16 protein-coding genes and 1 tRNA gene are annotated in these 26560 nt (G+C 63.6%); 13 read left to right on the top strand and 4 right to left on the bottom strand.

Going from position 1 to position 26560, the window contains the following annotated elements; all coding sequences use genetic code 11:
- Window positions 1-98 precede the first annotated feature (98 nt).
- Window positions 99-1091 (top strand): 23S rRNA (guanosine(2251)-2'-O)-methyltransferase RlmB, encoded by a 993-nt coding sequence (gene rlmB, locus CI601_RS07145; protein ID WP_121914881.1) that lies wholly within the window; start codon window positions 99-101, stop codon window positions 1089-1091.
- Window positions 1092-1194: 103 nt separating this feature from the next.
- Here rlmB and CI601_RS07140 read toward each other — a convergent pair whose 3' ends face one another.
- The 3 genes from CI601_RS07140 to CI601_RS07130 all read right to left on the bottom strand — a co-directional run bounded on the left by CI601_RS07140 (window position 1195) and on the right by CI601_RS07130 (window position 4770).
- Window positions 1195-2871 carry a DUF4032 domain-containing protein gene (locus CI601_RS07140; RefSeq protein WP_121914880.1) on the bottom strand — a complete coding sequence of 559 codons (1677 nt, stop codon included), beginning with the start codon at window positions 2869-2871 and terminating at the stop codon, window positions 1195-1197.
- A gap of 169 nt (window positions 2872-3040) precedes the next feature.
- Complete coding sequence (locus CI601_RS07135; protein WP_121914879.1) at window positions 3041-4168, bottom strand: ABC transporter ATP-binding protein; 1128 nt, start codon at window positions 4166-4168, stop codon at window positions 3041-3043.
- Window positions 4169-4371: 203 nt separating this feature from the next.
- A complete protein-coding gene (locus tag CI601_RS07130; protein WP_121914878.1) occupies window positions 4372-4770 on the bottom strand; it encodes a carboxymuconolactone decarboxylase family protein in 399 nt (132 codons plus the stop codon).
- Between the two features lie 177 nt (window positions 4771-4947).
- Here CI601_RS07130 and CI601_RS07125 point away from each other — a divergent pair, with 177 nt between their 5' ends.
- From CI601_RS07125 to CI601_RS07090, 8 genes are all read left to right on the top strand, one after another.
- Window positions 4948-6951, top strand: a complete 2004-nt coding sequence (locus tag CI601_RS07125) for a serine/threonine-protein kinase (protein WP_121914877.1) — start codon at window positions 4948-4950, stop codon at window positions 6949-6951.
- A gap of 61 nt (window positions 6952-7012) precedes the next feature.
- Window positions 7013-7936, top strand: a complete 924-nt coding sequence (locus CI601_RS07120; RefSeq protein ID WP_121914876.1) for a thioredoxin domain-containing protein — start codon at window positions 7013-7015, stop codon at window positions 7934-7936.
- A gap of 119 nt (window positions 7937-8055) precedes the next feature.
- A tRNA-Thr gene (locus tag CI601_RS07115) sits at window positions 8056-8129 on the top strand.
- Between the two features lie 405 nt (window positions 8130-8534).
- Entirely contained in the window at window positions 8535-9938 is a 1404-nt protein-coding gene (locus tag CI601_RS07110; RefSeq protein ID WP_121914875.1) for a G5 domain-containing protein, read from the top strand.
- 32 nt (window positions 9939-9970) lie between these two features.
- Window positions 9971-10852, top strand: coding sequence for a 16S rRNA (adenine(1518)-N(6)/adenine(1519)-N(6))-dimethyltransferase RsmA (gene rsmA / locus CI601_RS07105; protein WP_121914874.1), 882 nt, complete (start codon window positions 9971-9973; stop codon window positions 10850-10852).
- Entirely contained in the window at window positions 10849-11769 is a 921-nt protein-coding gene (locus CI601_RS07100; RefSeq protein ID WP_121914873.1) for a 4-(cytidine 5'-diphospho)-2-C-methyl-D-erythritol kinase, read from the top strand. Before rsmA ends, CI601_RS07100 begins: the two co-directional genes overlap by 4 nt.
- Window positions 11770-11779: 10 nt before the next feature.
- Entirely contained in the window at window positions 11780-12391 is a 612-nt protein-coding gene (locus CI601_RS07095) for a LytR C-terminal domain-containing protein (RefSeq protein WP_183129800.1), read from the top strand.
- Between the two features lie 203 nt (window positions 12392-12594).
- Complete coding sequence (locus tag CI601_RS07090; protein ID WP_121914871.1) at window positions 12595-16335, top strand: InlB B-repeat-containing protein; 3741 nt, start codon at window positions 12595-12597, stop codon at window positions 16333-16335.
- A 109-nt stretch (window positions 16336-16444) separates the two neighbouring features.
- Here the strand turns inward: CI601_RS07090 and CI601_RS07085 are convergent, their stop codons facing one another.
- A complete protein-coding gene (locus tag CI601_RS07085; protein ID WP_121914870.1) occupies window positions 16445-17869 on the bottom strand; it encodes a CCA tRNA nucleotidyltransferase in 1425 nt (474 codons plus the stop codon).
- A gap of 108 nt (window positions 17870-17977) precedes the next feature.
- Here CI601_RS07085 and CI601_RS07080 point away from each other — a divergent pair, with 108 nt between their 5' ends.
- From CI601_RS07080 to CI601_RS07065, 4 genes are all read left to right on the top strand, one after another.
- On the top strand, window positions 17978-18619 hold the full coding sequence (locus CI601_RS07080; protein WP_395948011.1) for an NUDIX hydrolase: 642 nt from the start codon (window positions 17978-17980) through the stop codon (window positions 18617-18619).
- Window positions 18616-20829: a DUF6049 family protein gene (locus CI601_RS07075; protein ID WP_121914868.1), complete on the top strand. Its 2214-nt coding sequence runs from the start codon at window positions 18616-18618 to the stop codon at window positions 20827-20829. The genes CI601_RS07080 and CI601_RS07075 overlap by 4 nt, the downstream gene beginning before the upstream one ends.
- Window positions 20826-25034, top strand: a complete 4209-nt coding sequence (locus CI601_RS07070; protein ID WP_121914867.1) for a murein biosynthesis integral membrane protein MurJ — start codon at window positions 20826-20828, stop codon at window positions 25032-25034. Before CI601_RS07075 ends, CI601_RS07070 begins: the two co-directional genes overlap by 4 nt.
- Before the next feature lie 240 nt (window positions 25035-25274).
- Window positions 25275-26558, top strand: a complete 1284-nt coding sequence (locus tag CI601_RS07065; protein ID WP_024627103.1) for a PLP-dependent aminotransferase family protein — start codon at window positions 25275-25277, stop codon at window positions 26556-26558.
- Window positions 26559-26560: the final 2 nt, after the last annotated feature.

Below are 26560 nucleotides of genomic sequence, written 5' to 3'. Positions count from 1 at the left end.
GCGCGGCCTGAACGATAAAGGTACAGCGTGTCTTCACCCTGCAGATGTTGAGACTGACAGACAGCCAACCGGTTCCCGCCTGCCTTTACACTGAAGACATGGCTAACAAGAAAGGCCCGACCAAGGGTTCGGGCGGCAAGCACCGCAACAAACTGCGCGGCCGGGGGCCTACCCCCAAGGCCGAGGATCGCGTCTACCACAAGGCCTACAAGGCCCGGCAGGCGGCCCAGCGCAGACAGGCGGCCGACCCACGCCTGGCGGCCCGCCGCCGGGCCGACCGGTTCACCTCCGATTCCGACGACCTGGTCATCGGCCGCAACGCCGTCCTGGAAGCCCTGCGCGTAGGAGTCCCGGCCAGCCAGCTCTATCTGGCCGCCCGGATGGAACACGACGACAGGACCAGGGAGATCGTGCGGCTGGCAGGACAGGAGGGACTCAACCTGCTGGAAGCCGACCGTCTGGAGATGAACCGCATCGCCCGGTCCGGCAACCACCAGGGCGTGGTCCTCAAGGTGCAGCCCTACCAGTACGCCTCCCTGCAGAGCCTGGTCGACAGGGCCGAAAAACACGCGGCCGCCCTGGAAGGGGCCGACCAAGCGACCAGGGTTGCCGCCCGCCCGCTGTTCATCGCCCTGGACGGGGTCACCGACCCACAGAATCTGGGGGCAGTGATCCGTTCAGCCGCGGCCTTCGGAGCCTCGGGGGTGGTTCTGCCCGAGCGTCGCAGCGCCTCGGTCACAGCCGCAGCCTGGAAGGTGTCTGCCGGGGCCGCCGCCCATCTGCCCGTGGCCCGTGTGGTCAATCTGACCAAGGCCATTCAAGGACTCAAGGAGCGCGGCTACTATGCGGTCGGCCTGGACGGCGCGGGCACCACCACAGTGGGCGAGACAGGCTTCGAAACCGATCCGCTGGTGGTGGTCCTGGGCTCCGAGGGCAAGGGACTGAGCCGCCTGGTCCGAGAGAACTGCGATGCCCTGGCCTCCATCCCCATCTCCAGCTCGGTGGAATCCCTGAACGCTTCGGTGGCGGCCGGCATCAGCCTGTACGCCGTAGCCATGGCACGCCGACGGTCCGCCAGCCAAGCCAAATAGCCCCAGACAGGCACCGGCAATCTGAAGACGGGCAGACCCAAGCGGCAACAGCCTGCGCGCCTCAGCCAGCATGCATCAGACCGGTGCCGCACAAACCCAAGAGTCAACTGGAGGCCCAGACCGCATCATCCTGATCGTCCTCGTCGGCAGCCGCATCCAGGCTGCCAGGGGCGTAGACCGATCTCAGCGAGCTTCGGCCGCCATTGGCGTCTTCAAAGGCCGGCTGCGACGGCACCTCCCCGCCTGCCCGGTCACGATCCTTCTGGGCGCCCGCTCCGGTCTGGCCTCCAACACTGGTTTGGCCAGTCATCCCACTGTTGGCTGCGTCATGGCCCCCCTCCTCATGGCCACTTGCATCCTTGTCAGTCTGATCACGGGCAGTTTGCTTACTCTGACCAGCCTGGGCATGGGCGTCCTGCCAACTCATCTCGTCATCGACCACCCCGGCATCGGCCTCTTCGTTGATGGTCTTCATGTCCTCGGAGTCCAGCCGGTACTCGGGCAGGGACTCGCTGATGTAGCTCTGCACGGCCTCGGCCATGGGCACGTCGTGGCCGGCCTTCTCGGCCATCAGCCAGCGGTGGGTCAGCACCTCATGGAAGAACTGGGCCGGTTCGATCTGCGAGCGGTATTCCGGCGGGATCATGCGCACGGTGGGCTCGAAGACCTCGCGCATCCAGTCGGTGGCCACAATCTCCAGGTCCTCGCCCTGCCGCCAGGTGGATGCCCGGTAGGCATCCAGATCGTTGAGCAACCGCCGGGCCTGGTTCTCCTGCACATCCAGACCGGTCAGCCGCAGCAGCTTGCGGGAGGCATAGCCGGCATCGACCACCCTGGGGCGCACCAGCACCCGGTTGCCGTCCTCCTCGGTCTTCATCTCCAGCTCGTCCACGTCGAAGCCCAGATCGTTGAGCCGGTTGACGCGGCGCTCGATCTTCCACATCTCGTCCGGATCGAAGCTGTCCACGTCCGTCAGGGCGCTCCAGAGGGAGTGGTAGCGGTCCACCAGCCGGTTGCCCACGCCGACCTCGTCCACCTCGCCGGCCAGCAGGTTGCCCGAATCCAGATCCATGAGCTCGCCGATGATGTTGGTTCTGGCCAGGTCGATATCGTACTCGCGCTGACCGTCGGTCAGGCTGGCGTGCAGATCGCCGGTCTCGGCATCGACCAGGAAGGCCGAGAAAGCATCGGCGTCGCGCAGGAAGAGCACGTTGGACAGGGAGACGTCGCCCCAGTAGAAGCCGGCCAAATGAAGCCTTACTAGAAGAACCGCCAGAGCATCGATCAGCCGCTCGGCCGTGTCCGGACGCAGGTTGCGGGCAAAGAGGGCACGGTAGGGCAGCGAGAACTTCAGGTGCTGGGTGACCAGCATGGCCTCAAGGGGCTCGCCCTCGCGAGTGTGCCGACCGGTGACCACGGCTATGGGATTGACCGTGGGCAGCTCCAGTTTTTGCAGCTTGCGCAGGAGCTCGTACTCACGCTCGGCCACCCGCTGGGTGATCTCCTTCATGGCGTAGACATCGTCGCCCACGTGGACGAAGCGCACCACGTGCCGTGATATGCCTCGGGGCAGGTTGGCCAGCAGATCCCGGGGCCAGGTGGCCAGAGGCCGCTCCCAGGGCAGGGTGAACATCCTGGGGTTGGAGCTGGTGGCCGTGATATGCAGGGCGGCCGGCTCCTGCTCGGAGGAGGGATCGGCCGTGGTCTTTATCGAGGTGGCTTTCAGGGCACGAGGGTCCAGAGAGGAGGCCGTTGCCCGGTTGATGTTCACGCTAGTCATGCTTCATCCATCCCATCGCCGCCCATCCTATACGGGAAGAGCCCCGCACGGATGCGCCGCGCGGGGCTCCTGGTCACCCGGTCAACAAGGAAAGGAGATGATCAATAATCGATACGGGCCCTGCGGGTCGGCGGGAAACCGTGGCCGAACCGCAGGGCCACAGGAATACTCAGTTCAGCCGTAGCTCGCTGGCCGGGGAGAACAGGTGCATCTTTTCAGGATCGATGTGGATCTTGACCACGTCGCCCACCTTGGGCAGGTCACGCGGGTTGACACGGATGGTGGTCAGCTTGTTCTGATCGGACATGACGGTGGCCTGCTCAGCCGCGCTGTTGTCAGTCAGAATGTTGCCGTAGATGTAGCCGTCGGAGCCCAGATCCTCCACGTTGGCCACCTTCAGAGAGAAGGCATCCGGTTCGTCGGCACCGGCCAGAGCAGCATTCTCGGGACGGAAACCTACGACGATCTTGCCCTGGTCGTCGGGGGTCAGCTTGTCGACAGCCTCGCGCGGCAGGCTGATGGTGTCCTCGCCGATCTTGGCCTGCCCGTTGACCACGGGGTGGATGTTGATGTTCATGGAGGGCGAGCCGATGAAGCCGGCCACAAAGACGTTCTCGGGCCGATCGTAGAGCTCGGTAGGCGCACCCACCTGCTGCAGGACGCCCAGCTTGATGACGGCGATCCTGTCGCCCATGGTCAGCGCCTCGGTCTGATCGTGGGTCACATACAGGGTGGTGACGTTGAGCTGACGCTGGAGGGCGGCGATCTGGGTACGGGTCTGGACACGCAGCTTGGCGTCCAGGTTGGACAGAGGCTCATCCATCAGGAAGACCTTGGGCTGACGCACAATGGCGCGCCCCATGGCCACACGCTGACGCTGACCACCGGACAGAGCCTTGGGCTTGCGGTCCAAGTACTCGGTCAGATCCAGCACCTCGGCGGCCTTCTCCACCCGCTGGCGGATCTCATCCTTGGGGGTGCCGGCGATCTTCAGAGCGAAGCCCATGTTGTCGGCCACGGTCATATGGGGGTAAAGGGCGTAGTTCTGGAAGACCATGGCGATATCGCGATCCTTGGGTTGCATGGTCGTCACGTCCTTGTCGCCAATCATGATGCGGCCCTTGTTGACCTCCTCCAGGCCGGCCAGCATGCGCAGGGTGGTGGACTTTCCGCAGCCGGAAGGCCCTACCAGAACAAGGAATTCACCGTCTTTAATGTCCAGACTGAGGTCACTGACCGAGGGCTCATCGTTGCCCGGGTAGATACGAGTGACGTGGTCGAATACCACTTCTGCCATTATTCATCCTTTCATCGGCAGGTACGTGCCGAACGATCCGTAGTGAAGGGGTTGATGTTCACTGTGGTTTCCGTCCCGGGGTCAACACCGACATCGGTATGGCCATGCGACGGTTTTCTGTTTTGTGGTTAAGAGAAACTCTCCCTTGAGCCAATGCCCACTATACACCAGGGTCTGAATTCGACCTGTGAACCCTTGCCGACTCAATCCTCGGGCTTGTCGGAATCTTTGGCATCGCGCTCGAAGACCGTCCTGGCCACGTTGATCGCGTTGATGACCCGCGGGAATCCCACGTAGGGAGCACATTGGAGTATGGCTTCGACCACGGCCGCCTTGCTCAGCCCCACATTCAAGGCTCCCTGTATGTGAACGGCCAACTGCGGAGCCGTATCACCCTGCGTCACCAGGCTGCCTATGGTGACCAGCTCACGCTGCTGAAGATCGAGTCCCTTCCGGGTGTATATGTCGCCAAAGGCGAATTCGACAATCCAGCGGCCCAGGTCCGGCGCTATATCCTGGAGAGAATCAATGACGGCCTGACCACCCTTGCCGTCAATAGCGGCCAAGGCCTCAGATCCTTTTTCAAAGCGCGAAGCTTCCACGAAGCCCCTTCTTTCTGCTGTTTTGGATGTTTTCCCACCGATAATATTGTATCAACGCCTGTTTACGCATTATGCCGATGGCTCCGATCAGGCTCCCAGATTCCCAGCGACCGAGGACGCGAAACAGCAGGAGGCAACAATCAGGTCCTTTTCAAGCAGTCGGAGCACAATGGAGATATGAGCGATCTTGAGGGATTGGATCTGAAGCCGGGAAGGCTGGTCGGGGGCTACACCCTGATTGAGCCCCTGGGCGGCGGCGCCATGGGTTCTGTCTGGCGCGCACGGGATGGCGGGGGCCAGGACTACGCCATGAAGATCCTGCGGGAATCCCTGGAGGAGGATGAGCAGGTATCTCCAGACAGCTCCGACGAACGCGACCGCGCCTCGGCCCGCGAGCGCCTGCGACGCGAGGCCCTGGCCCTGCAACGGATCCGTCATCCGGGCGTCTGCCGGATCGTGGATATGGAACTTGATGATGCCCTGGCCTTCATCGTGACCGAACTGATCGAAGGGCGCAACCTGCGCGACGACGTGGCCGTCAACGGCCCCTATCGGGGCGACGACCTGGAACGGCTGGCACGGAAACTGACCGATGCCGTCGCGGCCGTCCACCAGGCGGGCATCGTCCACCGGGACATCAAACCCACCAATGTGATGATTTCGGTCTCGGGCCCAGTGCTGGTGGACTTCGGCATCGCCATGGGCCAGGGGCAGAGCCATGTGACCCGGACCGGGCTGGTCATGGGAACCCCCGGCTTCATCGCTCCGGAAATCATCGACGGAGCCGAGGCCGATCAGGGAACCGACTGGTGGAGCACGGCCGCCGTCCTGGCCTATGCGGCCACCGGACGGGCGGTCTTCGGCGACAAACCCATGATGGCGGTTCTGGAGCGTGAAGCCTCGGGCAACGCTGACCTGTCTGGGCTGCCCGTGGGCACCATGAGAGCCCTGCGCTCGGCGCTCTCCCCCGACCGGGGGGCGCGTTGCACGCCCGAGGAACTCCTGGAGGCCATCGGCCAGGACGCCATGGATCCGCAGGCCTGGCAGGGTGAGCAAGACGACCAGGAACCCGACAAGGGCGGTCAGGGGGCGATGCGCCCTTTTGGCGACGACTCTTCGGAGGCTGACGAGCAGGCCGACGCGCCCACCAAGGTCGTTGAGCCGGCCACCATGCCCATGCCGCCGATCACCCAGGCTGATCCAGACAGTCCGCGGACGGCCTGGTCACGACCTCTGACAGATAACGGCACCGATGAGCAGACGACCCTTATGCCCGACTCGGAACAGCCCACCAGCCTTTTGAATCCCCTTCCAGCAGCCCAGGATCAGCAGGAGCAAACGCAGACCTGGCAGGATCTCCAGCCTGTAGCCGATCGTCAAGATCTCCAAACAACTACCGTTCAGGATCCCCTACCGCCGGCACAGCCCCTGCCCAGCGGATACGGCAATGACGCAAACGCCCACTGGTTGGGAGACCAGCCCCCTGCCCAGATGCGACGCCTGCGCTACCTGAAGGCCGGAACCCCTTGCCTGGTCATGCTGGGAATGCTTCCTGCCCTGCTGACAGCACTGGCTCCGGTTTCGGCCCTGGCAACCGCCGGAATCCTTCTCTGGGCCCTGAGCACTGCCGGATGGAGCATCAAAGCCCAGATCGAACGCGAGCTGCGCCGCGACGGCCCTCGGCGGAGCACCGACCGTCTACTTAACGCGGCCGCCCTCCCCTGGCACCTGCTCAAGGGCCTGGCGGCCGCCCTACTGCGCCTGCCGGGCATGATCCTTGTCCAGGTTCTGGTCGCTCTGCCGCTGACCTGGGCGGGCGCCCTCACCACCGTCCGCGCAGGCCTGACCTTGGGCGAGCACCTGCTGGCCCTCCCCCTGCCAGCGGCCAGGCCGCTGTCCGCCGGCGGACTGGCCATGGCCCTGGCGACGCTGGCAGGCTGGCTGCTGACGACCCTGCCGACGCAGAACCGCTCAGCCCCCAAAGCCAACAGCGGCAACATGGTCCTGCGGCTGGCGGCGGGTCGCATCCCCATGGGCCGCCAGGATCCCACGGCGCCAGGCAACCCCCGCCGCAGGTGGATCCTGCTCCTGATCTGGCTGCTGATCATTGCCGTCCTCCTGGCCGGGCTGATCGCCCAGCCCTCCATGGACTGGGCCCCCATCCACCTCCTGCGCGCCTAAGGCCGCGCTCCACCCCTGGCGGCTACACTATGCTCAGTACGCCAAGGAAAGGATCCAGGTCATGTCCAAGGGCAAGCAGAACCGCAAGGCCGCGCTCAAGGCCCAGGAAGAGGCCCGTCGGCTCCAGGAGGCCAAGGAACGCCGCCAGCAGACCATGATCGGCGTCATCGTCACCGTGGCGCTCGTCGCGCTGATCGCTCTGGGCGGATTCCTGTACTGGCGCAGCCATCGCCCGGTCAAGACCCAGGACCTGGAGCAGGCTCGTCAGGCCGTCGCCAAGGTCAAGGAAAAGCCCTCGGCCGCCAATGACCAGGGCGGCTTTCTGATCAGCTCCCAAGGGCTGGGCAAACCGGTGGCCAAGGCTCCGACCGTGGAGATATACATGGACTTCATGTGCCCGGGCTGCGGCGCCCTGCATCGCGGACTGGACTCCACCCTGACCGGTCTGGTGGATGCCGGGCAGATCAACCTGGTCATCTATCCCATGAGCTTCATGGACAGGCCCTCCACCGACAACTACTCGACCAGGACGGGCACGGCCACCATCTACGTGGCCCAGCACGATCCGGACCACCTGCTGCCCTTCATCGCCAATCTCTACGCCAAGGACTTCCAGCCGGACGAGTCCGACTACCACCCCATCAGCAACGACAAGATCCGCCAACAGGCCATCAAGGCCGGGGTTGATCCCAAGGTTGCTGACCAGGCGGTCAAGGGCCACTACCGGGCTTGGATCAAGGCCATGGACACCTACACCCCCCTGCGCAAGGAGCTCTGGAATCCCTCCGGGTCCAACAAGGGGCAGATGACCACGCCCACGGTCCGCATCAACGGCAGTTACTGGGAGCTGGGCAACCTGTCCCAAGCAGGTCTGGACTACCGCTCGGGCCTGCTCAAGGCTCTGGGCCTGGACCAGTCCAAGGTGGGCGTCAAGGGCGCCATGCCCGCCATCGGCGCCTCCGGCCAACCGCGCTCGCTGGACTGAACCTGGCAGGGCGAGAGAAATTTCGCGTCCAGCGTCCCCTTGTTGGCATGGTGATGGTACGATATCATTCCGTACCGCGGCCCGAAGCTGTATCGGAGCTGTAATGGACCACCGGGACCGCCTCCTTAGCTCAGTTGGCCAGAGCAGCCGCCTTGTAAGCGGCAGGTCGTCAGTTCGACTCTGACAGGAGGCTCTACGCCAGGAATGAACCCCCCTATTCCACATATTCAGCTTTGTCTCGGGACAGGCTATAATAATGGACATTACCTGGATAATTACAAATACTTCCCTCGAGTAAGTCATTTCGGAGGCTCGTTCTCCGAAGTACGAACGGAGCTTTTTCCCCAACCATCTCCGTTCGTATTCGAGGACGGGATCATTCCCCTTCATTCCCGTCCTCTTGACGTTGATCCGTCGGCCCAGGGCCCGGGTCTTGAGAAGCCGACTGACCGATGACGGCCAGGTCGGCTTTTTTGTTGCCACCTATCTGTAACAAATGTGGATGTTTGCCCGACCTTGCGGATTGTCTGGCTTGGCTCCATGCCCGCGCCGCTAGAATTGCCAGGTACAGACAAGGCAGGAACGGGGAGGCGAGCACATGGCCAGACGCTGGACGCCGCGGCGTTTTGTCATGCTCAGAAGGATCCGCGTGGCCTCCTGCGCGCTCCTGGTCGTTCTGGCCATGGTCCTGACCTTCGGCATCACTGCACGCAAGAGCGTGGCTTTAAGCGTCAACGGGCAGACCAAAACGGTGACCACCTACGCCTACAGCGTGGACGGCCTGCTGCACCAGCAGGGAATCAAGGTCAAGACCCACGACCTGGTCGATTCCACCTCCGGAGGTCAGCTGAACAACCATGCAGCAGTCACTGTGCGTTCCGCCTATCAGACCACCATCGTCATCCAGGGCCAGCGGGTGCCCTTCTGGACCACAGCCACCAGCATGGACCAGCTGCTGGGATTCTTCGAGGAGAACCGCAAGCAGGCCATGAAGGTCACCGTGGATATAGGCAACGTCTACAACCAGCTGACCGGCGGTCTGGTCATCAACCAGGCGGGGCCGGTCACGGTCATAGCTGACGGGAAGACCTCGGTGGCCCCCGACGGCAAGCTCCCAGCCGCTTCCATCCTGGACTCCAAGGGCATCGTGCTGGGCAAGGAGGACCGGGTCAGCGTGGAGCACGACCAGGGCGCCACCGTGCTGCGTGTCCGTCGGGTCACCCACGGGAACACCCAGAAGACCATCCCCCTGGCCTTTGCTACACGTACCGTGGTCGACCCGAACCTGGCGCCAGGCCAGACCCAGATCCGACAGGAAGGCGTAGCCGGCCAGCGTCTGCAGACCATCCAGGTCACCTATGTGGACGGACAGGCAGAATCGGAGCAGGTCGTCAAGGAGGAGACCGTGGCCATGCCAGTGGATCAGGTGGTGGCCGTCGGCCCTGACAAGCCAAAGGAGGGGCAGAGCAGCGGGCAGCAGTCCAAGGACAAGGGGTCCGATCATGCCAAGGACACTTCCTCCCCAAGCGCCTCGCCGAGCAAGGATGCGCAGTCGGGAAAGACAACTGCCACGCCACCACAGGCATCGCAGCCATCAGGCTCGAATACAACGCCCAAGCCAGCCCCCCCGAGCCAGGCCGAAAACACACCAGCCCCGCCGCCATCGCCAAGCCCCTCTCCAGGCGGCCTTTGGCATGCAGAACCCGGTATAGCCCAAGCCTATGCCTCGGGTGCAGCCGCCCAGCGCGGATGGACAGGTTCGCAATTCGATGACCTGGTGAAACTCTGGAACAAGGAGTCAGGATGGCAATGGGATGCCGAGAACCTCTCCGGTGCCTACGGCATCCCCCAAAGCCTGCCGGGCTCTAAAATGAGTCAATTCGGTGCCAACTGGCGTGACGATGCTGCCATTCAAATCGACTGGGGCCTCTGGTATATCGCCCAACGATACGGAAACCCCAGCACGGCCTGGCACCACTCCGAGCAGTACAACTGGTACTGACCTCCTACTACATTCACGAGCAACGAACCGACATGAACACTAGAAGCGAGAGCGACCGCCTTCTGGGTGCCGCCGATATCCGACGCATCGCCGACCAAGCGGGCATCCATCCCACCAAGCGTCTGGGCCAGAACTTCGTTATCGATCCAGGCACTGTCCGCAGGATCGTCCGCCTGGCAGGGGTGAAACCCGGTCAGTCCGTTCTGGAGGTGGGTCCAGGTCTGGGATCCCTGACCCTGGGGCTGCTGGAGGCGGGCTGCCTGGTGACCGCCGACGAGATCGACTCCGGACTGGCCCGGCGTCTGCCTCAGACCGTCAGCGAACGCATGCCGGAAGCCCTGGACCGGCTGACCGTGATCAACCGGGATGCCCTGACCCTGACCCCTCAGCTGGCAGGCGAGGCGGGCAGAAGCGCCGACCTGACCCTGGTAGCCAACCTGCCCTACAACGTAGCCACTCCGATCATCCTGACCCTCCTGGCCCGGTTCGCCAATCTGAACCGGTTCCTGGTCATGGTCCAGAAGGAGGTGGCGGACCGTCTGACGGCTGGCCCGGGTTCCAAGGTCTACGGCGCCCCCAGCCTGAAGCTGGCCTGGTACGGCCGTGCCGCCCAAGCGGGAAGGATCGGGCGTCACGTCTTCTGGCCTGCTCCCAATGTCGACTCGGCACTGGTCTGCTTTGTCCGTAACGAGGAAGGGCACATCGGCGAGGACGAGCGCACGCGGATTCGGGTTTTCGCTCTGATCGACGCAGCCTTCGGCCAGCGCCGCAAGACCCTGCATGCTGCCCTTAAGGGCCTGGTGCCCCCCGAAGCCTTCAAGGCGGCGGGCATCGATCCGAGCCGGCGCGGAGAGACCATGACCATTGCGGAATTCGCCGCCCTGGAGCGGTCCGGCCGCGAGGTGGCCGCGTGAGCCCGGCCGTCGGCAGGGAGGGGATCGCCCTGGACTGCCCGGCAAAGATCAACCTGCTGCTTCGGGTCGGACCCGCCCGGGCGGATTGGGGTGGCCGTCACCGCCTGGACACCATCTACAGTGCCGTAAGCATCCTGGACAGAGTGGAACTGCGCCCAAGAGAGCCTGGCAGCGGCTTCAGGCTGCACATGGAGGGCGAGCATCTGGGCGATCTGACCGACAATGACGCTGATCCCCATGCAAACCTGGCCGTCAAGGCCCTCCTAGCCATGGCCCAGGCCACCGGGCATCAGCCGGATGTGGACATCCGCATCATCAAGCGGATACCGGTGGGCGCCGGGCTGGCCGGGGGATCCACGGATGCAGCCGGAACCATGCTGGGCCTGAACCGGCTCTGGGAGCTCGGGCTGGGCGCAGCTGATCTGGATGGGATCGCCGCCGGGCTGGGCGCAGACCTGCCCTTCTGCCTGCATGGTGGCCTCAGCCACGGCTCGGGTTTCGGCCAGGTTCTGGAGCCCTTGGATCCGACAGGTGCGGAGGCTCGAAGTTTGCGCAATGCCGGACTGACCGGCCGCCTGCTGGTCGGCGCCTATGAAGACCAGCTGAGCACGGCCCAGGTATACAAGGCCTTCGACGCGATCGGCCCCGCCCCCGGCGACCTGAACGACCTGCAAAAAACCGCCTGTGCTCTTCACCCACGCTCGCTCCTGGCTCTGGATCTGGCCCGGCGGGCAGGGGCAGGGCCAGCTTTCGTCTCGGGATCCGGCCCATCGGTAGTGGCCATGGTTCCTCACTTGGACCAGGCGGCTACACTGATAAGACTCTGGCGGGAGCAGAATGCCGTAGACAGAATCATTGAGGCTGACTCGCCAGTTCTGCCCAGGATGGTCCCCCTGCGAGTCACCCATGGACAGTAGAGTAGGCAACATGACGAATCCCGAACCACTCGACGAACGCGAGGCCCGCAGGCAGTTCGTACGACGGCGGCAGAAGATGGTCTTCACTATAGCCGTCAGCGCCCTGGTGGTCATCCTGGTCATCTGTGGTCTGATCATCTTCGGATCCATCGGGCATACCGCCAAACACGCCACCATCGCCAAGCCCAACTATGGGGTCGCTGTGCCCTGTCCGCCCGACAAGTCCAAGCTGGTCAACCACCCCGACATCCGTGTGCGGGTGCTCAACGGAACCAACAAGTCCGGTCTGGCCACTGCTCTGGCGTCGGCCCTGCGCAATCGGGGATTCAACATGCAGGATGTGGCAGACTATCCGGGCAAGACCGAGACAGCGCGCACCCAGATACGCTTCGGTGCCTCGGCCATTGACCGCGGCTACACGGTGGGATCCCAATTCAACGATGCCGTTCTGGTCATGGACGACCGCAGCGCCGATCTGATCGATGTGGTCATCGGGGCAACCTTTACCGATCTGAACGACGAGGACAGCACCTCTGTCGTAGGCCGTAACATCAAAGCCATCAAGGGCTGCCTGGCTGACCCATCCTCCCTGAAGAACCTGCCCAAGGCTCCCAAGGCCTGACACCGCAGCTATGTTGCCGGCCTGGCATCCCGCCCAGGGAGCGAGGCGTTTGCGCGCATGGTATGGTAGTAGGTGTAACACCTTGGGGTCGTGGGTGTTTGGGGACTTGATACAGTTTCTTAGTACAGCTTTTTGCTACAGTTTTGAGTGCGATGTCCGGGGGATGCTGTAGCAGGCTCTGCGAAGAAGGGGGTCGACTCATCATGCGTCAGCGTTCGGGCATGGCAGCAGCAGCCCTGGCCTTTCTCCTAGCCCTGTCCTGTACACCCGCTTTGGCCGGGAGTACCGGCAGTCCACCCGAAGAAGCCACGCCCACCACCCTGGACAAACAGCAGGGGGATGATAGCCCGCAGGCCGTATCACCGTCCTCCTCCCCACCAATGTCCTCGCCCCTGCCAACGTCCTCACCCCTGAACCACACGACCCCGATGCCTTCCTCACCCACGCTCGACACTGCCGGCGATGCTGATGCCGTCCAGGCCCGGTCCTCCGCAGCCTGGACGGTCAGTTTCGACACGGCAGGCGGCGGCAGCGTTGGTAGGCAGACCATCCCCGACGGGGGCCAGGCCAGTCGGCCCAGCCCCGACCCCGCCAGGGACGGATATCTGTTCGACGGCTGGTTCCAAGGCGACGTCGCCTACGACTTCACCCAGCCCGTCACCGGTAGCATCACCCTCACCGCCCACTGGACCAAGGGAGACGGCCATTGGGCTATCAGCCCCAGCCAAGGGCCCATAGCCGGGGGCGCCAAGGTCACTCTCACCCCGCCCGCACAACGCGGCATCAGACTCAGCCAGCTCAGCATGGGCGGCCTTCATTCCGCGGCCATCAGCTCGGACGGCAACCTCTACACCTGGGGAGACAATGGCGCAGGCGAGCTGGGCGACGGCACCAACACCAACCGGTCCACACCAGTCCATGTCAAAAAGCCCAAGGGCACGCCAGAAAAGTTCATTTGGAAAGAAGTCAGCATAGGCTGGGACCATTCTGCGGCATTCGGTTCGGACGGCAACCTCTACATCTGGGGCCAAAACGGCCGCGGCCAGCTGGGCGACGGCACCACCACCAAGCGGAACACACCGGCCCCGGTCGACAAGCCCCAAGGCACGCCAGCAGGATTCACCTGGAAACAATTCACCCTAGGCGACTTGAGTACCGCAGCATTCGGTTCGGACGGCAACCTCTACATCTGGGGAAACAACCAGTATGGGCAGCTGGGCAACGGCACCACCACCAACCAGACCAGGCCGATCAAGGTCGACAAGCCCCAAGGCGCACCCGCAGGATTCACCTGGAAACAGGCCAGCCTTAGCTGCAATCATTCCGGAGCTATAGGCTCGGACGGCAACCTCTACACCTGGGGATGGAACTTCAGCGGCCAGCTAGGCGACGGCACCACCACCGACCGGCACACGCCGACCCTGGTCAACAAGCCCCAAGGCGCACCCGCCGGGTTCACCTGGAAACAGGTCAGCATAGGCTGGCAGCATTCCGCGGCAATCGGCTCGGACGGCAACCTCTATACCTGGGGGCAGAACTACAGAACCCAGCTAGGCGACGGCACCAACACCGATCGGCACACGCCGACCCTGGTCAGCAAGCCCCAAGGCGCACCCGCCGGGTTCACCTGGAAACAGGTCAACCTGGGCGACTGGCATACCGAGGCGTTGGGCTCGGACGGCAACTTCTACATCTGGGGAAGCAACGAAAACGGCCAGCTGGGCGACGGCACCAACACCACCCGGGGCAGGCCAATCCCGGTCAGCAAGCCCCAAGGCGCACCCGCCGGGTTCACCTGGAAATACACGATCCCAGGATGCAACCATACCGCAGCGATCGGCTCGGACGGCAACCTCTACACCTGGGGAGTCAACGGCAACGGCCAGCTGGGCAACGGCACCACCACCAGCTGGAATAGGCCGGGCATGGTCAACTTCCCCGGCGCCGTCACGCCCACCAGCGTCCTGTTCGGCCAGGCCAAGGCCACAGGGATCACGGCCAACCAAGACGGCACCTGGCAGGTATCCACGCCCAAGCATGAGCCGGGGGGCGTGGACGTGACGGTCGGCTGGAGCCGGAACGGGCCGCAGCCGGACGATCACCTGCAATACACGTACATCGCCCCCCAATACCAAGTCGGCTTCAATTCCAAAAACGATTCCTGCCCCACCCCCACAGGCATGCCCCCCAGCCAGTCCGTCACCCAGGACGGGCAGGCGGAACGCCCATACCCGGACCCGAGGGCCGAAGGCTGCCTGTTCGACGGCTGGTTTCAAGGCGATGTCGCCTACGACTTCAGCCAGCCAGTCACCCATGACACCACCCTGACCGCCCACTGGACCAGGGAGGACACGCAACACTGGTCCATCAGCCCGGACCATGGGCCCGAGACCGGCGGCACCGAGGTGACCCTGACTCCGCCCGCACAGCGAGGCATCAGATTCAACCAGATCAGACTGGGCTACAACCATTCCGCAGCCATCGGCTCAGACGGCAACCTCTACACCTGGGGAGGCAACGACGACGGACAGCTGGGCGACGGCACCAACACCAGCCGGAGCAGGCCGACCCTGGTCGACAAGCCTCAAGGGGCGGCGGACGGGTTCACCTGGAAACAGGTCATCCTCGGCGGCTGGCATTCCGCAGCCATCGGCTCCGACGGCAACCTGTACGCCTGGGGGGACAATGGTAGTGGCCAGCTCGGCAACGGCACCACCACCAACCAGAACAGGCCAGTCCTGGTCAACAAGCCCGATGGGGCACCCAAAGGATTCACCTGGAAACAGGTCAGCCTAGGCGGCTTTCATTCCGCGGCGATCGGCTCAGACGGCGGCCTCTACACCTGGGGGTACAACGAGTACGGCCAGCTCGGCAACGGCGCCACCACCAACCAGAACAGGCCAGTCCTGATAGGCAAGCCCCAAGACGCTCCTGAAGGATTCACCTGGAAACAGGTCATCCTCGGCGGCTGGCATTCCGCAGCCATCGGCTCAGACGGCAACCTCTACACCTGGGGAAACAACGAGTATGGCGAGCTGGGCGACGGCACCACCACCAACCGGCAGACGCCAGTGCAAATCGGCAAGCCCCAAGGAGCGCCAGAAGGATTCACCTGGAAACAAACCGGCCTAGGCGAACATCATTCCGCAGCCATCGGCTCAGATGGCAACCTCTACACCTGGGGAAGAAACTCCGAGAGCCAGCTGGGCGACGGCACCACCACCAACCGGCAGACGCCAATTCAGATCGCGAAGCCCAATGGATTCACTTGGGCACAAGCCAGCCTAGGCGACGGGGATTCTGTAGCTTCCGGATCCGATGGGAACCTGTACGCCTGGGGATGGAACATCAGCGGCCAGCTGGGCGACGGCACCACCACCGACCGGCAGACGCCGACCCTGGTCAGCAAGCCCCAGGGAGCGCCCAAGGGATTCGCCTGGAAACAATCCGGCCTGGGATGGTATCATTCCGCAGCCATCGGCTCCGACGGCCAGCTTTACACCTGGGGAAACAACGGCAACGGTCAGCTGGGGCGTGCCCCCTCCAACGCCTGGCCGGCCAGCCGGCCGGGACCGGTCAGCTTCCCCGGAGAGCCGCAGACCACCAGCGTATGCTTCGGCCAGAATCAGGAGCAGGGCACGTGCCTCGCCGCAGGCAAGGACCTCAAGCCCAGCCCCGACGGCACCTGGAAGGTGACCACTCCCCCTTACACGCCGGGGCTGGCGCCCGTGGCCATCGACTGGACCCAGGACGGCAAACAGCAGGAAACCGACAAGGGCAACACCTACCGGTACCTGCCCATCGCCAGCCTGCCCCTGACCGGAGGCGACGGCATGCTCCTTCTACTTGCCACAGGACTACTCACTGCAGGAGCCGCCATAGCCGCCAAAAGCCGCCAAAAGCAAGCCCGCGCGACAGGCAGCATGAACACTTCACACAAGTAAGCAACAGTCCGGGCCGTACAACAATCACAGCTAATACCAGTCTGGCACCTGATGACCATGCAGGCACCTTCCACATATAATGCGGACATCCGAACCCGCAGAATGCAGGTCAGGCCTGGCCCTGGTCCTGGCTCTGCCACCAGTCCCGCAGCTCCTGCTCGGCTGTCTGCTGGTCGACCGGGCCCTGATCCAGGCGGTAGTCCAGCATGTGCTGATAGGCGCGTCCCACCTGCGGTCCCGGCTTGAGGTTCAGAATCTGCATGATCTGTTGTCCATTCAAGTCAGGCCGGATGGCATCCAGATCCTCCTGCCGACGCAGTTGAGCCACCCTGTCCTCCAACTCGTCCATGGCGGAGGAGAAGACCTGAGCCTTGCGCTTGTTGCGGGTGGTCGCATCGGCCCGGGTCAGGCGATTGAGCCGCTCATAAAGCGGACCGGTCTCCCGGGCGTAGCGGCGTACGGCCGCATCGGTCCACCGCTCGTCCACATAGCCGTGGAAACGTAGGTGCATGGAGATCAGGTCGCAGACGTCAGCGATCAGATGGTGGTCGAAGCGCAGGGCCTTGAGGCGCTTGCGGGCCAACCGGGCCCCGACCGCGTCGTGATGATGAAAGCTTACCTTGCCACCGGGCTCAAAGCGTCTGGTGGCAGGCTTACCGATGTCGTGCAGCAGGGCGGCCAGACGCAGGGTCAGGTCCGGAGCGGGCACAGGTCCGTCAGGTCCGGTCTCCAGGGCGATGGCCCGGTCCACCACCATCAGGGTGTGCTCGAAGACGTCCTTGTGCCGGTGATGCTCGTCGATCTCCAGCTGCAGGGCTGGGACCTCGGGTAGAACGATGTCAGCCAGGCCGGACTGCACCAGGGCCTCGATGCCCTGGACGGGGTGGTCGGACAGCATGAGCTTGGTCAGCTCGTCGCGAATCCTCTCGGCCGAAACGATGCTGATTCGATCGGTCATGCGGGTGATGGCCTCAGCTGTCTCCGGTGCAATAGTGAATCCCAACTGGGCCACGAACCGCACGGCCCGCATCATCCGCAAGGGGTCGTCATCGAAGGATTGGCGCGGATCCACCGGGGTCCGCAGCACCTGCTTGGCCAGATCGTTGGCCCCCCGGTAGGGGTCTACGAAGACCAGGTCGGGCACCCGCAGGGCCATGGCGTTGACGGTGAAGTCACGCCGTGAAAGGTCGCCCTCAAGGTTGTCCCCATAGTCCACCTCGGGCTTGCGGGAGTCGGGATCGTAGGTGTCTCGCCGGTAGGTGGTCACCTCCACCTTGACCTCGGTGCCGTCTGGACGCCGCCGAAGCGCACCCAGGGTGCCGAATTTGCGCCCCATATCCCAGAAGCCCGACCCCCAGTGACGCAGGATGGGCTCGAACTGCTCGGGCCGGGCCGAGGTGCAGAAGTCCAGGTCGTGGGAGGGCCGGTGCAGGAGCAGATCGCGTACAGGACCCCCTACCAACGCCAGTTCATATCCCTGCTCGGCGAAGAGGCGCCCGAGCTCGATGGCCTCCGGCCAGACTTGGAAATCCACGCTCACCCTTTCCTACGGAGTTGATGCGCCTACTAGCATACCGTTACCCCACCTGCACATTACCTTACGTAGAGTTGGAGTATGATTACGCCCGCGGACATGGCGCGCATGCTTGCACATAGCGCCGACTCTGCGGGCACCCATGCCCGCGGACAGCAGGGGCAGGACCATCTTGTGGAAACCGTAAGCGAACGTCTGGATCCGCGGGTTCGCGAGCGCATACAGACCGAGGATGACATACCCACGCCTGCCCTCATGCCTCGGCATAAGCATGCCTCAGGACCTTCCACCTTTGCCTCCCTGGATGCCCAGGAACTGCCCGTAGTGCGCGAGTATTCAGCGGGTGGACTGATCTTCGACCGACACGACCGGGTGGCCATCATCGCCCGGCACTCCCGCTCGGGCCACCTGGAATGGTGCCTGCCCAAGGGGCATATCGAGAAGGGGGAAACACCCGAGCAGACGGCCGTGCGCGAGGTCCACGAGGAGACGGGGATACTGGGCAGGGTGACCGACTCCATCGCCACCATCGACTACTGGTTCACCGGAACCAACCAACGGGTCCACAAGCTGGTCCACCATTTCGTCCTGCGGATGATCGGCGGATCCCTGAGCGTGGAGGGCGACCCTGATCATGAGGCCGAAGATGCCATCTGGGTGGACTTTTCCGACCTGACCTCGGTGCTCAGTTACCCTAATGAGCGTAAAATAGCCTGGCTCTACGCGAGGAAGTACAAAAAACAGCCATGATCCAGACCCCCCTGCGCCCGAGCGGGCGCACCAGCCAGCGCACCCATGCCTTCAACCGATGGGCCCGGTGGGCTCGAATCCTACCGGCGATCATCCTTCTGCTAGCCCTGGTGATGACCCCTGGGCTTTCAACACCGGCCCTGGCTGCCCCCAGTCATCAGAACTCGGCCGAGGTGGCTCTGCGCTGGTCGACGCCTGTGGTAACCGACAAATCCGGTTATGCCCTGCGCGCTACGGTGACCAACACCGCGAACCAGCCCATGGAAAATGCCCATCTGAGCGTGTCCACCAGCGCCCTGTACTCTTTCAGCTCCCGGGCCGACATGCAGGCCTGGTCCGAAGGCCACGCCCGCATCCCCACCCCGGACGTGCTGGGTACACAGACCGTACCGACAATCCCGGCCGGGCAGAGCACTGAGGTTGCAGTCAATGTGCCGGCTGATCAAGATGCGATCAAGAAGATGACCAGCTGGGGGCCCAAACCCATCCGGCTTTCCCTAAGCGACGGTCAGAATCGGGTTCTGGGCGACGTGTTCACCTTTCTAACCCGGACATGGGATGGCCTGCCCACTGCAGGCACCCCCGCCCTGTCGCTGACCATGGTCATGCCGCTGATCTCCTCGGACTGGAATATTGACGACAAGACCATGACAGCGCTGATGACCCAGCCCGGTGCCGAATCCGAGTCAGGCACGGGCAAGGATAAAGACCAGAGCGTGACACTGACCCGTCAAGGGAGCCGCCGCCAGGAAGATCAGAGCCAGCTGCTGGCTAAGCACGGGTCCCTGCAGGCCTTGGGCGATCCGGTCTACCTGTCAGCCTTCGCCAACCGCCCCAAGATCCAGGGGCTGATTCAGCCAGCCGACTTCGACATCACCGGATACGCCTCCCAGAACCAGGATCGCTATGCCAAGGCCGGGGTCACTCCTGAGTCTTGGAACGCCCAGACCGCAACCAAGCTCTATCCTGATGCCGCTTCCGGCACATACGCCTGGCAGGGCAAGCAGGAATGGACCATGGAATCCATCGCCGCAGCCCGCCGCGCCGGCTACCAGACGGTCATTGCCCCGCAAGGCTTCGAGGTGGGAGCCGGCACCTCCGCCCACACCGGCAAGTACACCATCGACACCCAGGCCGGACAGGTGACCGTCCTGTCGGCCCAGCGCGAACTCAGCAACCTGGCCAGGGGCAACCCCAGCTCCACCCGAGCCACCGGGGAGCAGACCCAGGCAGGACAGACGGCGCGCTTCATGGCCCAGAGCGCCTTCTATCAGATGGAACAGCCCTACGCCGAACGCTCCCTCCTGGTCTGCTTCGATGCCGATCAGGACACTCAGCAGGCGGACAGGATCATGACCGAGCTGGAGCACGCTCCCTGGATCCATCTGGAACCCATGGACAATCTGATGCGAGCACCCGACTTCACCGGCGGCTCATCTGGCCTGCTCAAGGCCCTCGAAGCCGATGATGGTCAGGGCGGCGCCAAGCATGGCGACAGCTCGGCAGCCACCTTGGACTCCCTGATCGCCAGTAGGGCGGACATCGACCGGTTCGCCTCCTCCATTCTGGCCGACGATCAGCAGACCGCCAAGCCCTCTGCCAGCGCCACGGCCGGCAAGGCCGACAGCCAGGCCTTGGCCCGACAGGATGCTGACACCACCGCACGCCAGCCCAAGGATCCACACCAGTGGCTGAACCGGCTGACCGCCACCCACGACGATCTAGCCCTGAAGTCCCTGGGCGGAACCGCAAACGCCGCCGGCCTGGCCGATCAGGCAGGTGCCATATCCCGCCGGCTCCTGGATGGCATCAGCATCACGCCCAGCGAGTCCCTGAACGTGGTCAGCGAGACGGCTTCCATGCCTGTCACCGTCAGCAACAGCCATCCCTACCCGGTCCACGCCCGTATCAGCGCCCGCACCGATTCCATGGAGATCGTCACCTCGCGCATGGCGGATGTGGTCATTCCCGCCCGCTCCGAGGCCCAGGTGACCTTTAAGGTCAGAGTGGCGACGGCCGGCAGGGCCAACGTGGACATCGGCCTGCTGGACAGCCAGGGCCGTCCCTTCGGTCAGATGCGCCGGGCTCAGATCACCAGCAATCTGCGTTTGAGCGACATGAGCGGCCTGCTCATCATTGTCTTCGCCGTACTGCTTGGGCTCCTGGGGCTCTGGCGGCAGTTCCACCGCACGAAGGACCCGGACGAATGAGTTCCGTAGGGCGCAACTCCGCCATCATGGCCACGGGCACCGCGGCCTCCCGGGTGACCGGGCAGATCCGCACCATCCTATTGGCAGCCGCCATCGGCACCACCGGGATCGCAGCCGATGCCTACCAGACCGGCGCCATGATCCCTCAGGTCATGTTCACCCTGATCTCGGGCGGCATCTTCAACGCCGTCCTGGTTCCGCAGATCGTGCGCACCCTCAAAGAGCGGGACGCAGCTGACCGGCTGAACAAGCTGATCACGGTCGCCATGGTCCTTTTGGCCCTGCTGACCCTGCTGCTGATGCTGGGCACCCCGGTGCTGACCACCATCTATCTGAACTCCAAGTGGAACCCCGCGCAGCGCGCTCTGGCCAACTCCTTCACCCTCTGGTGCATGCCCCAGGTCTTCTTCTACGGGCTCTACACGGTCCTGGGTCAGATCCTGGCCGCCAAAGGCCGGTTCACCGCATACGCCTGGAGCTCGGTGGGCGCCAATCTGATCAGCTGCCTTGGCTTCCTGGTCTTCATTTTCCTGTTCGGCAACGCCCGCAGCCAGCCGGTCGGCTTCTGGGACAACGGCAAGGTGGCTCTGACTGCCGGAGCCTGGACCCTAGGGGTGGCCTTCCAAGCGTTTGTCCTCTTCATCCCCCTGATCATGAGCGGCTTCCGCTACCGACCGCGCTGGGGCCTACGCGGCATCGGCCTGCGATCCATGGGCTCGGTGGCCGCCTGGAGCATGGGTGTGGTGGTCATCGACCAGCTGGCCAACGTGATCAACGCCCGCATCAACAATGGCGCCCCCCTGGAGGGTAACCCCTTGGACATCGCCGGCAACGGCTCCTACCAGAACGCCTACACCCTCTTCATCCTGCCATACTCCCTGGTGGCCGTTTCCGTCAGCACGGCCATCTTCCCCAAGCTGTCCAAGGCGGTTTCGGACGGCCACATTGGGGATGCCCGCGAGGATCTGAGCCAGGCCCTGCGCAATGTCGGGCTGATGATGTTCTTTTTCACTGCGGTCATGCTGGCCATTCCTGTGCCCATCACCCGTGCCCTGCTACCCTCTGTGGGCGTCCACGAGGCGGTCCTGATCTCGGGGCCCCTGATAGGCCTGTCCCTGGGGCTGGTGCCCATGAGCGCCTTCCTGCTCATTCAGCGCACCTTCTACGCCTTCGAGGACGGACGGCATCCCTTCATCTTCGCGGCCGTTTCCAACACCATCCAGGTGGTGCTGGTCCTGGCATCCATCCGTCTGGCCCCTCCCCGCTATTGGGCGGCCCTGGTGGGACTCAGCCTGTCCCTGAGCAACATCCTCAGCTTCCCCATGTTGGCGGGCATGCTGCGCAGGCCCTTCCAGGGTTATTTGGATGGTCGGCGCATTCTCAGCACGTACGCCAAGGCTTTCCTGGCGGCGGGCCTGGCTCTGGCAGCCTCCCTGACGGTCAAGACTCCGCTGACCCGCCTGGTCGGCGCCTGGGTCCAGGACCGGCAGGGCCACATGAGCTGGGTGCAGGCGCTCTGTATCTGCGTGGTCATCACCCTGCTGACAGCGGCCATCTACGCCGTGACCCTGGTTGCGCTGCGTACCGAGGAATTCACCCAGCTCATGGTCGACCTGGCCCGCCGTCTGGGCAGAACGGCCCGGCACCCGGTCCGCAGCCTGGATGCATTGGAGGGACGGCCCTCCCGGCTGGCCGACCGCTCGGTCAGGGTGGTGCACTCCTCCTCTCCTGATTCCACCCAGCCTGGCATGGACGCGGCTCTGGAGAACTTCGAAGAGACCCGCGAGCCCGGCACTGATGGAGAATCCGCGACGGCCGGGCCCCCTCCGGCTCCTCCGGCCCCGCAACCCGTTAGGATTGTGCCTAGGAACAGCACGGTCCACCACGGCGTCGCCAACCACAGGCGACGCCCCACTTCTGATGAGAGCTCGGCAAGCATGAACGCGCATATCGGAGACACCATCCTCGGCAGATACACCTTGGTCACCCTGCTCCGCCGTGCCAACGGCTTGAGCGTCTGGCGGGCCAAGGACAAGGTGCTGGACAGGGACTGCCAGCTCTTTATCGCCGGCGATTCGACCTGCACGGATCTGATCAACGTCAACGCCTCCGGCCTGGCGCTGAGCAAGGACCGCCGATTCACTCCGGTCTACCAGCTGCACACCAGGGACGGGGTCTCCCTGATCGTCACCGCTCCCGATGCCGGCATGTCCCTGAGGGACTATATGCACGGGCCCGCCGGCGAGACGCTGAGCGATCGGGCCATAGGCACCATCATGGGTGAGGTCACCGAGGCCATGCGCACCCTGCATGCCGCCGGCATGGTCGACTATGCCGTCTCAACCAGTACCATCAGGCTGGCGCCGGCCTCTATCACCTTGGCCGATGCCCCCATCTCGCCCATGATTGCGCACCCGTCAGTCCCGAACGAGACGGGATTGGCTGACGAGGAGCATGCCATACGCGAACTGGCTGGCGTGCTCTACGCCATGCTGACCCGCCGACCCGACCAAGACGGACGACAGCCCAGCCTGCAAGCGCTCCCCAAGCACACACCCGGGGAGTTCAGGATCATCTGCATGCGTGGACTGGGACTGACTGATGATCAGGGGGCCAAGCCGGTGCCCCTGGTCACCCTGGCTGAGCTGTCGGCACTGCTCAGCCCCTGGATCCCTCCTGAGGAGCTGACCGACAGCGATCTGATCTGGCCCGAGATGGACGGCCGCGCATCCATCGAGACCGTGGCTCTGAGACCGGTGGATCCCAAGGATGTGCTGCCCCTGCCCGATGGGCTGACCTCCTCAGCCCTGCCTGCCGCACAGACTGTGACCCATCATGAGCCGCACTGGAAGACCAACCAACTGCTCTTCCCCGGCCGGAGCGAAATCGAGATGCTCAATCCCGAAGACACGGACACCGACCTCTTCTCGCTCTTCGACGAACGTCAACGGCTGCGCTCCTTGAGCAGCCGCTCCCGCAAGACCGCGGCCATGGATGTGAGCGCACTCAGGACGACGACTGCCAGGCCCGCTGCCTTGAATGACGAGGAGTCCAAGGCAGTGACCGGGCGGATGCCGACCGTTGGAGACGATCAACATCGGCCGCCCGAGGCCATCAGCGGCAGCGGCGTGACCGCCGACAACCCCGTGGAGCGCGGCTTCTCCCAGTGGGACTTCGACAAGTCCAGCGACCAGAAAAGTGATGAGACCGGCGGTCGTCAGGCCAGGGCGGCATCCAGCCGGCCCCCCTCACAGAGTACACATGCCCGGCGCGAGGATGACGCCGAGGCACACGACAGAACCCATGCACGCGTGGCCGGCAGCTCGACCGATCTGGCATACGAAGAGCGGCAGAATGATCACTCGAATCAGGATGCTGAACGAGCGCCCCGATCCTCCAAGAAGCTCGATTTTGACGAAGAAGAGCAGCAGACCACGGTCATGGAGCCTCTGCCCCCCAGCTTTACGCCCGAAATTCACTCCATGCCAGCGCCGGTGACCTATTCGGAACTTCCGGACGATAGCCAGGACGAGGATCTGGATGACGAGACAGATATGGCCGACACGCGTCTATTCGGCCGTTTCACGACTCGCTCCGTAGTCATTGCCGTAGCGGCCGCAATCATCGTAGTGGCCTTGGTGTGGGCGATCTCGACCATCTCCGGCTCCCGACCCAACGTCGGCAAGGAGGAGGGCGGCTGGCCGGTCATGTCCAACGTCCCCTTCCCCGGTGGGACTGATGGGGGCGAGGAGGCGACAACTTCCAACAATGGCAAGGCCAAGACCAACGGCAAGGCCAAGGCCAGTACCGACAAGGTCAGCCATGCTGACAAGGTGGCCAAGAAGGTTCCCAATCCGCCCAAGCCCAAGAACACCACAGCCTATCAGTCGGATCGGCAGCTCTTCCTGAACAAGCCCGCCGGCCTGCAGGGCTTCGGATGGTACATGCACCTGACCAAGCCGGAGGAAGTCTCCCGCCTGACCATCGTCATGCCCCAGAGCGGCGGCCATGCCCAGATCTACGCGAACTCCACAGCGGCCCAGCCCAACCAGGGGCAGCCGCTGGCCGACTTCAGCTTCGATCCCTCGGGCACCACCCAGGTCACCCTGCGTGAGCCGGTCACGACCCAGGATCTGGTCGTCTGGGTGCCCATGGACGGCATGCCGGGCAACTCCCTACGCTTCACGTCCGTCCAGGCCTTCTAAGCAGGTCCTCCACACGTCCCTGGCTGGAGCACTTGGCAGTCCATTCTTGCGGCTGTCTTGCTGTTGCCGATCCTGAAAGCAGCTAGGATTGAAAGTTCCTGGAAAATGGGAAGGAATCCCAGGCGGGGTTCCGACCATGGGTGTACCGAAATGGTAATGTGTTGGATTTTTCCTCCAACAAAGCCCTTGCAGGTAATACAGTTTCCTTAGACAACGGCGGCAGGAAGGCGGAAGTCAGTCATGGCGGATGATCCCAATATCGCACCCAAGGTCATCAAGAACGATCCCTGGTATAGCTCCTATGCAGCACGAGCCGAGCAGATGCGCGCCTCCGAAATTCGTGCCCTCTTCGCCGTGGCCAATCGACCCGAGGTGGTCTCCCTGGCCGGCGGCATGCCCTACCTGGGCCGGATGCCTTTCGATAAACTGGCCGACCAGCTTGGCGACATGCTACGGAGCAAGGGCCAGGTGGCCTGGCAGTATGGGTCAGCACAGGGCGATCCCCATCTGCGCGAGGACGTGCTGCCCATCATGGAGCTGGAAGGCATTAAGGACGTTCAGCCGGATGACGTGGTCATCGTCAACGGTTCCCAGTCGGGACTGGACCTGATCACTAGAATCATGTGCGATCCCGGCGATGTGGTGCTGGCTGAGGCACCCAACTATGTGGGCGCCTTGGGTGTCTTCCAGTCCTTCCAAGTCGATGTGGTCAACGTGGCCATGGACGGAGACGGACTGATTCCCGAGGCTCTGGAGGAGACCATTCTTGAGCAGCGCCGTCAAGGCAAAGCGGTCAAATTCCTCTACACTGTACCCAACTTCCACAATCCCGCCGGCGCCACCATGAGTGTCGAGCGGCGGCCGCGAGTCATCGAGATCGCCAGAAAGTACCATGTGCTTATTGTCGAGGACAATCCTTATGGACTACTGGCCTTCGACGGGCAGACCTATCCGGCCCTGCGCTCTTACGACTCCGAGGGCATTGTCTACCTGAGCAGCTTCTCCAAGATCATCGCCCCGGGCATGCGCGTGGCCTGGATGGTTGCGCCTCCTGGCATCCGACAGAAGCTGGTTCTGGCCAACGAGTCAGCCATCCTTTGTCCTTCCAACATGAGCCAGATGACCATCACCACCTATCTGGACAACTTCGACTGGAAATCGCAGATCAACGATTACCGGGGAATGTACAAGGAACGCTGCGATGCCATGGATGAAGCTTTGAAGGAATATTTGCCCTACTGCTCATGGCTGAAGCCCAAGGGTGGCTTCTACATCTGGCTGAAGATACCCCAGGGGCTCAACGCCAAGGACATGCTGCCCAGAGCGATCACCGCCAAGGTGGCTTACGTGTCAGGCACAGCCTTCTACGATAACGGGGAGGGCGCGGATCATATGCGCCTGTCCTTCTGCTACCCCACCCCCGATCGGATCCGGGAAGGAATACGCAGACTGTCCACAGTCATCGAGAACGAACTCGCCACCGTCCGGCTGTTTGAGCCTGACAACGACAAGAAAAGGGGCTGAAT

This window comes from Bifidobacterium sp. wkB344 (assembly GCF_003688305.1).
In the GTDB taxonomy this organism is placed as follows: domain Bacteria; phylum Actinomycetota; class Actinomycetes; order Actinomycetales; family Bifidobacteriaceae; genus Bombiscardovia; species Bombiscardovia mizhiensis.
The sequence above is the reverse complement of the archived record's forward strand: the minus strand, read 5'-3'. Positions and strand labels throughout refer to the sequence as shown.

What these genes read in the sequence shown, in the direction of transcription:
- rlmB (WP_121914881.1), top strand. Translation starts at nt 99, where the DNA reads ATGGCTAACAAGAAAGGCCCGACCAAGGGTTCGGGCGGCAAGCACCGC.
- CI601_RS07140 (WP_121914880.1), bottom strand. Translation starts at nt 2,871, where the DNA reads ATGACTAGCGTGAACATCAACCGGGCAACGGCCTCCTCTCTGGACCCT.
- CI601_RS07135 (WP_121914879.1), bottom strand. Translation starts at nt 4,168, where the DNA reads ATGGCAGAAGTGGTATTCGACCACGTCACTCGTATCTACCCGGGCAAC.
- CI601_RS07125 (WP_121914877.1), top strand. Translation starts at nt 4,948, where the DNA reads ATGAGCGATCTTGAGGGATTGGATCTGAAGCCGGGAAGGCTGGTCGGG.
- CI601_RS07120 (WP_121914876.1), top strand. Translation starts at nt 7,013, where the DNA reads ATGTCCAAGGGCAAGCAGAACCGCAAGGCCGCGCTCAAGGCCCAGGAA.
- CI601_RS07110 (WP_121914875.1), top strand. Translation starts at nt 8,535, where the DNA reads ATGGCCAGACGCTGGACGCCGCGGCGTTTTGTCATGCTCAGAAGGATC.
- rsmA (WP_121914874.1), top strand. Translation starts at nt 9,971, where the DNA reads ATGAACACTAGAAGCGAGAGCGACCGCCTTCTGGGTGCCGCCGATATC.
- CI601_RS07095 (WP_183129800.1), top strand. Translation starts at nt 11,780, where the DNA reads ATGACGAATCCCGAACCACTCGACGAACGCGAGGCCCGCAGGCAGTTC.
- CI601_RS07090 (WP_121914871.1), top strand. Translation starts at nt 12,595, where the DNA reads ATGCGTCAGCGTTCGGGCATGGCAGCAGCAGCCCTGGCCTTTCTCCTA.
- CI601_RS07080 (WP_395948011.1), top strand. Translation starts at nt 17,978, where the DNA reads ATGCTTGCACATAGCGCCGACTCTGCGGGCACCCATGCCCGCGGACAG.
- CI601_RS07075 (WP_121914868.1), top strand. Translation starts at nt 18,616, where the DNA reads ATGATCCAGACCCCCCTGCGCCCGAGCGGGCGCACCAGCCAGCGCACC.
- CI601_RS07070 (WP_121914867.1), top strand. Translation starts at nt 20,826, where the DNA reads ATGAGTTCCGTAGGGCGCAACTCCGCCATCATGGCCACGGGCACCGCG.
- CI601_RS07065 (WP_024627103.1), top strand. Translation starts at nt 25,275, where the DNA reads ATGGCGGATGATCCCAATATCGCACCCAAGGTCATCAAGAACGATCCC.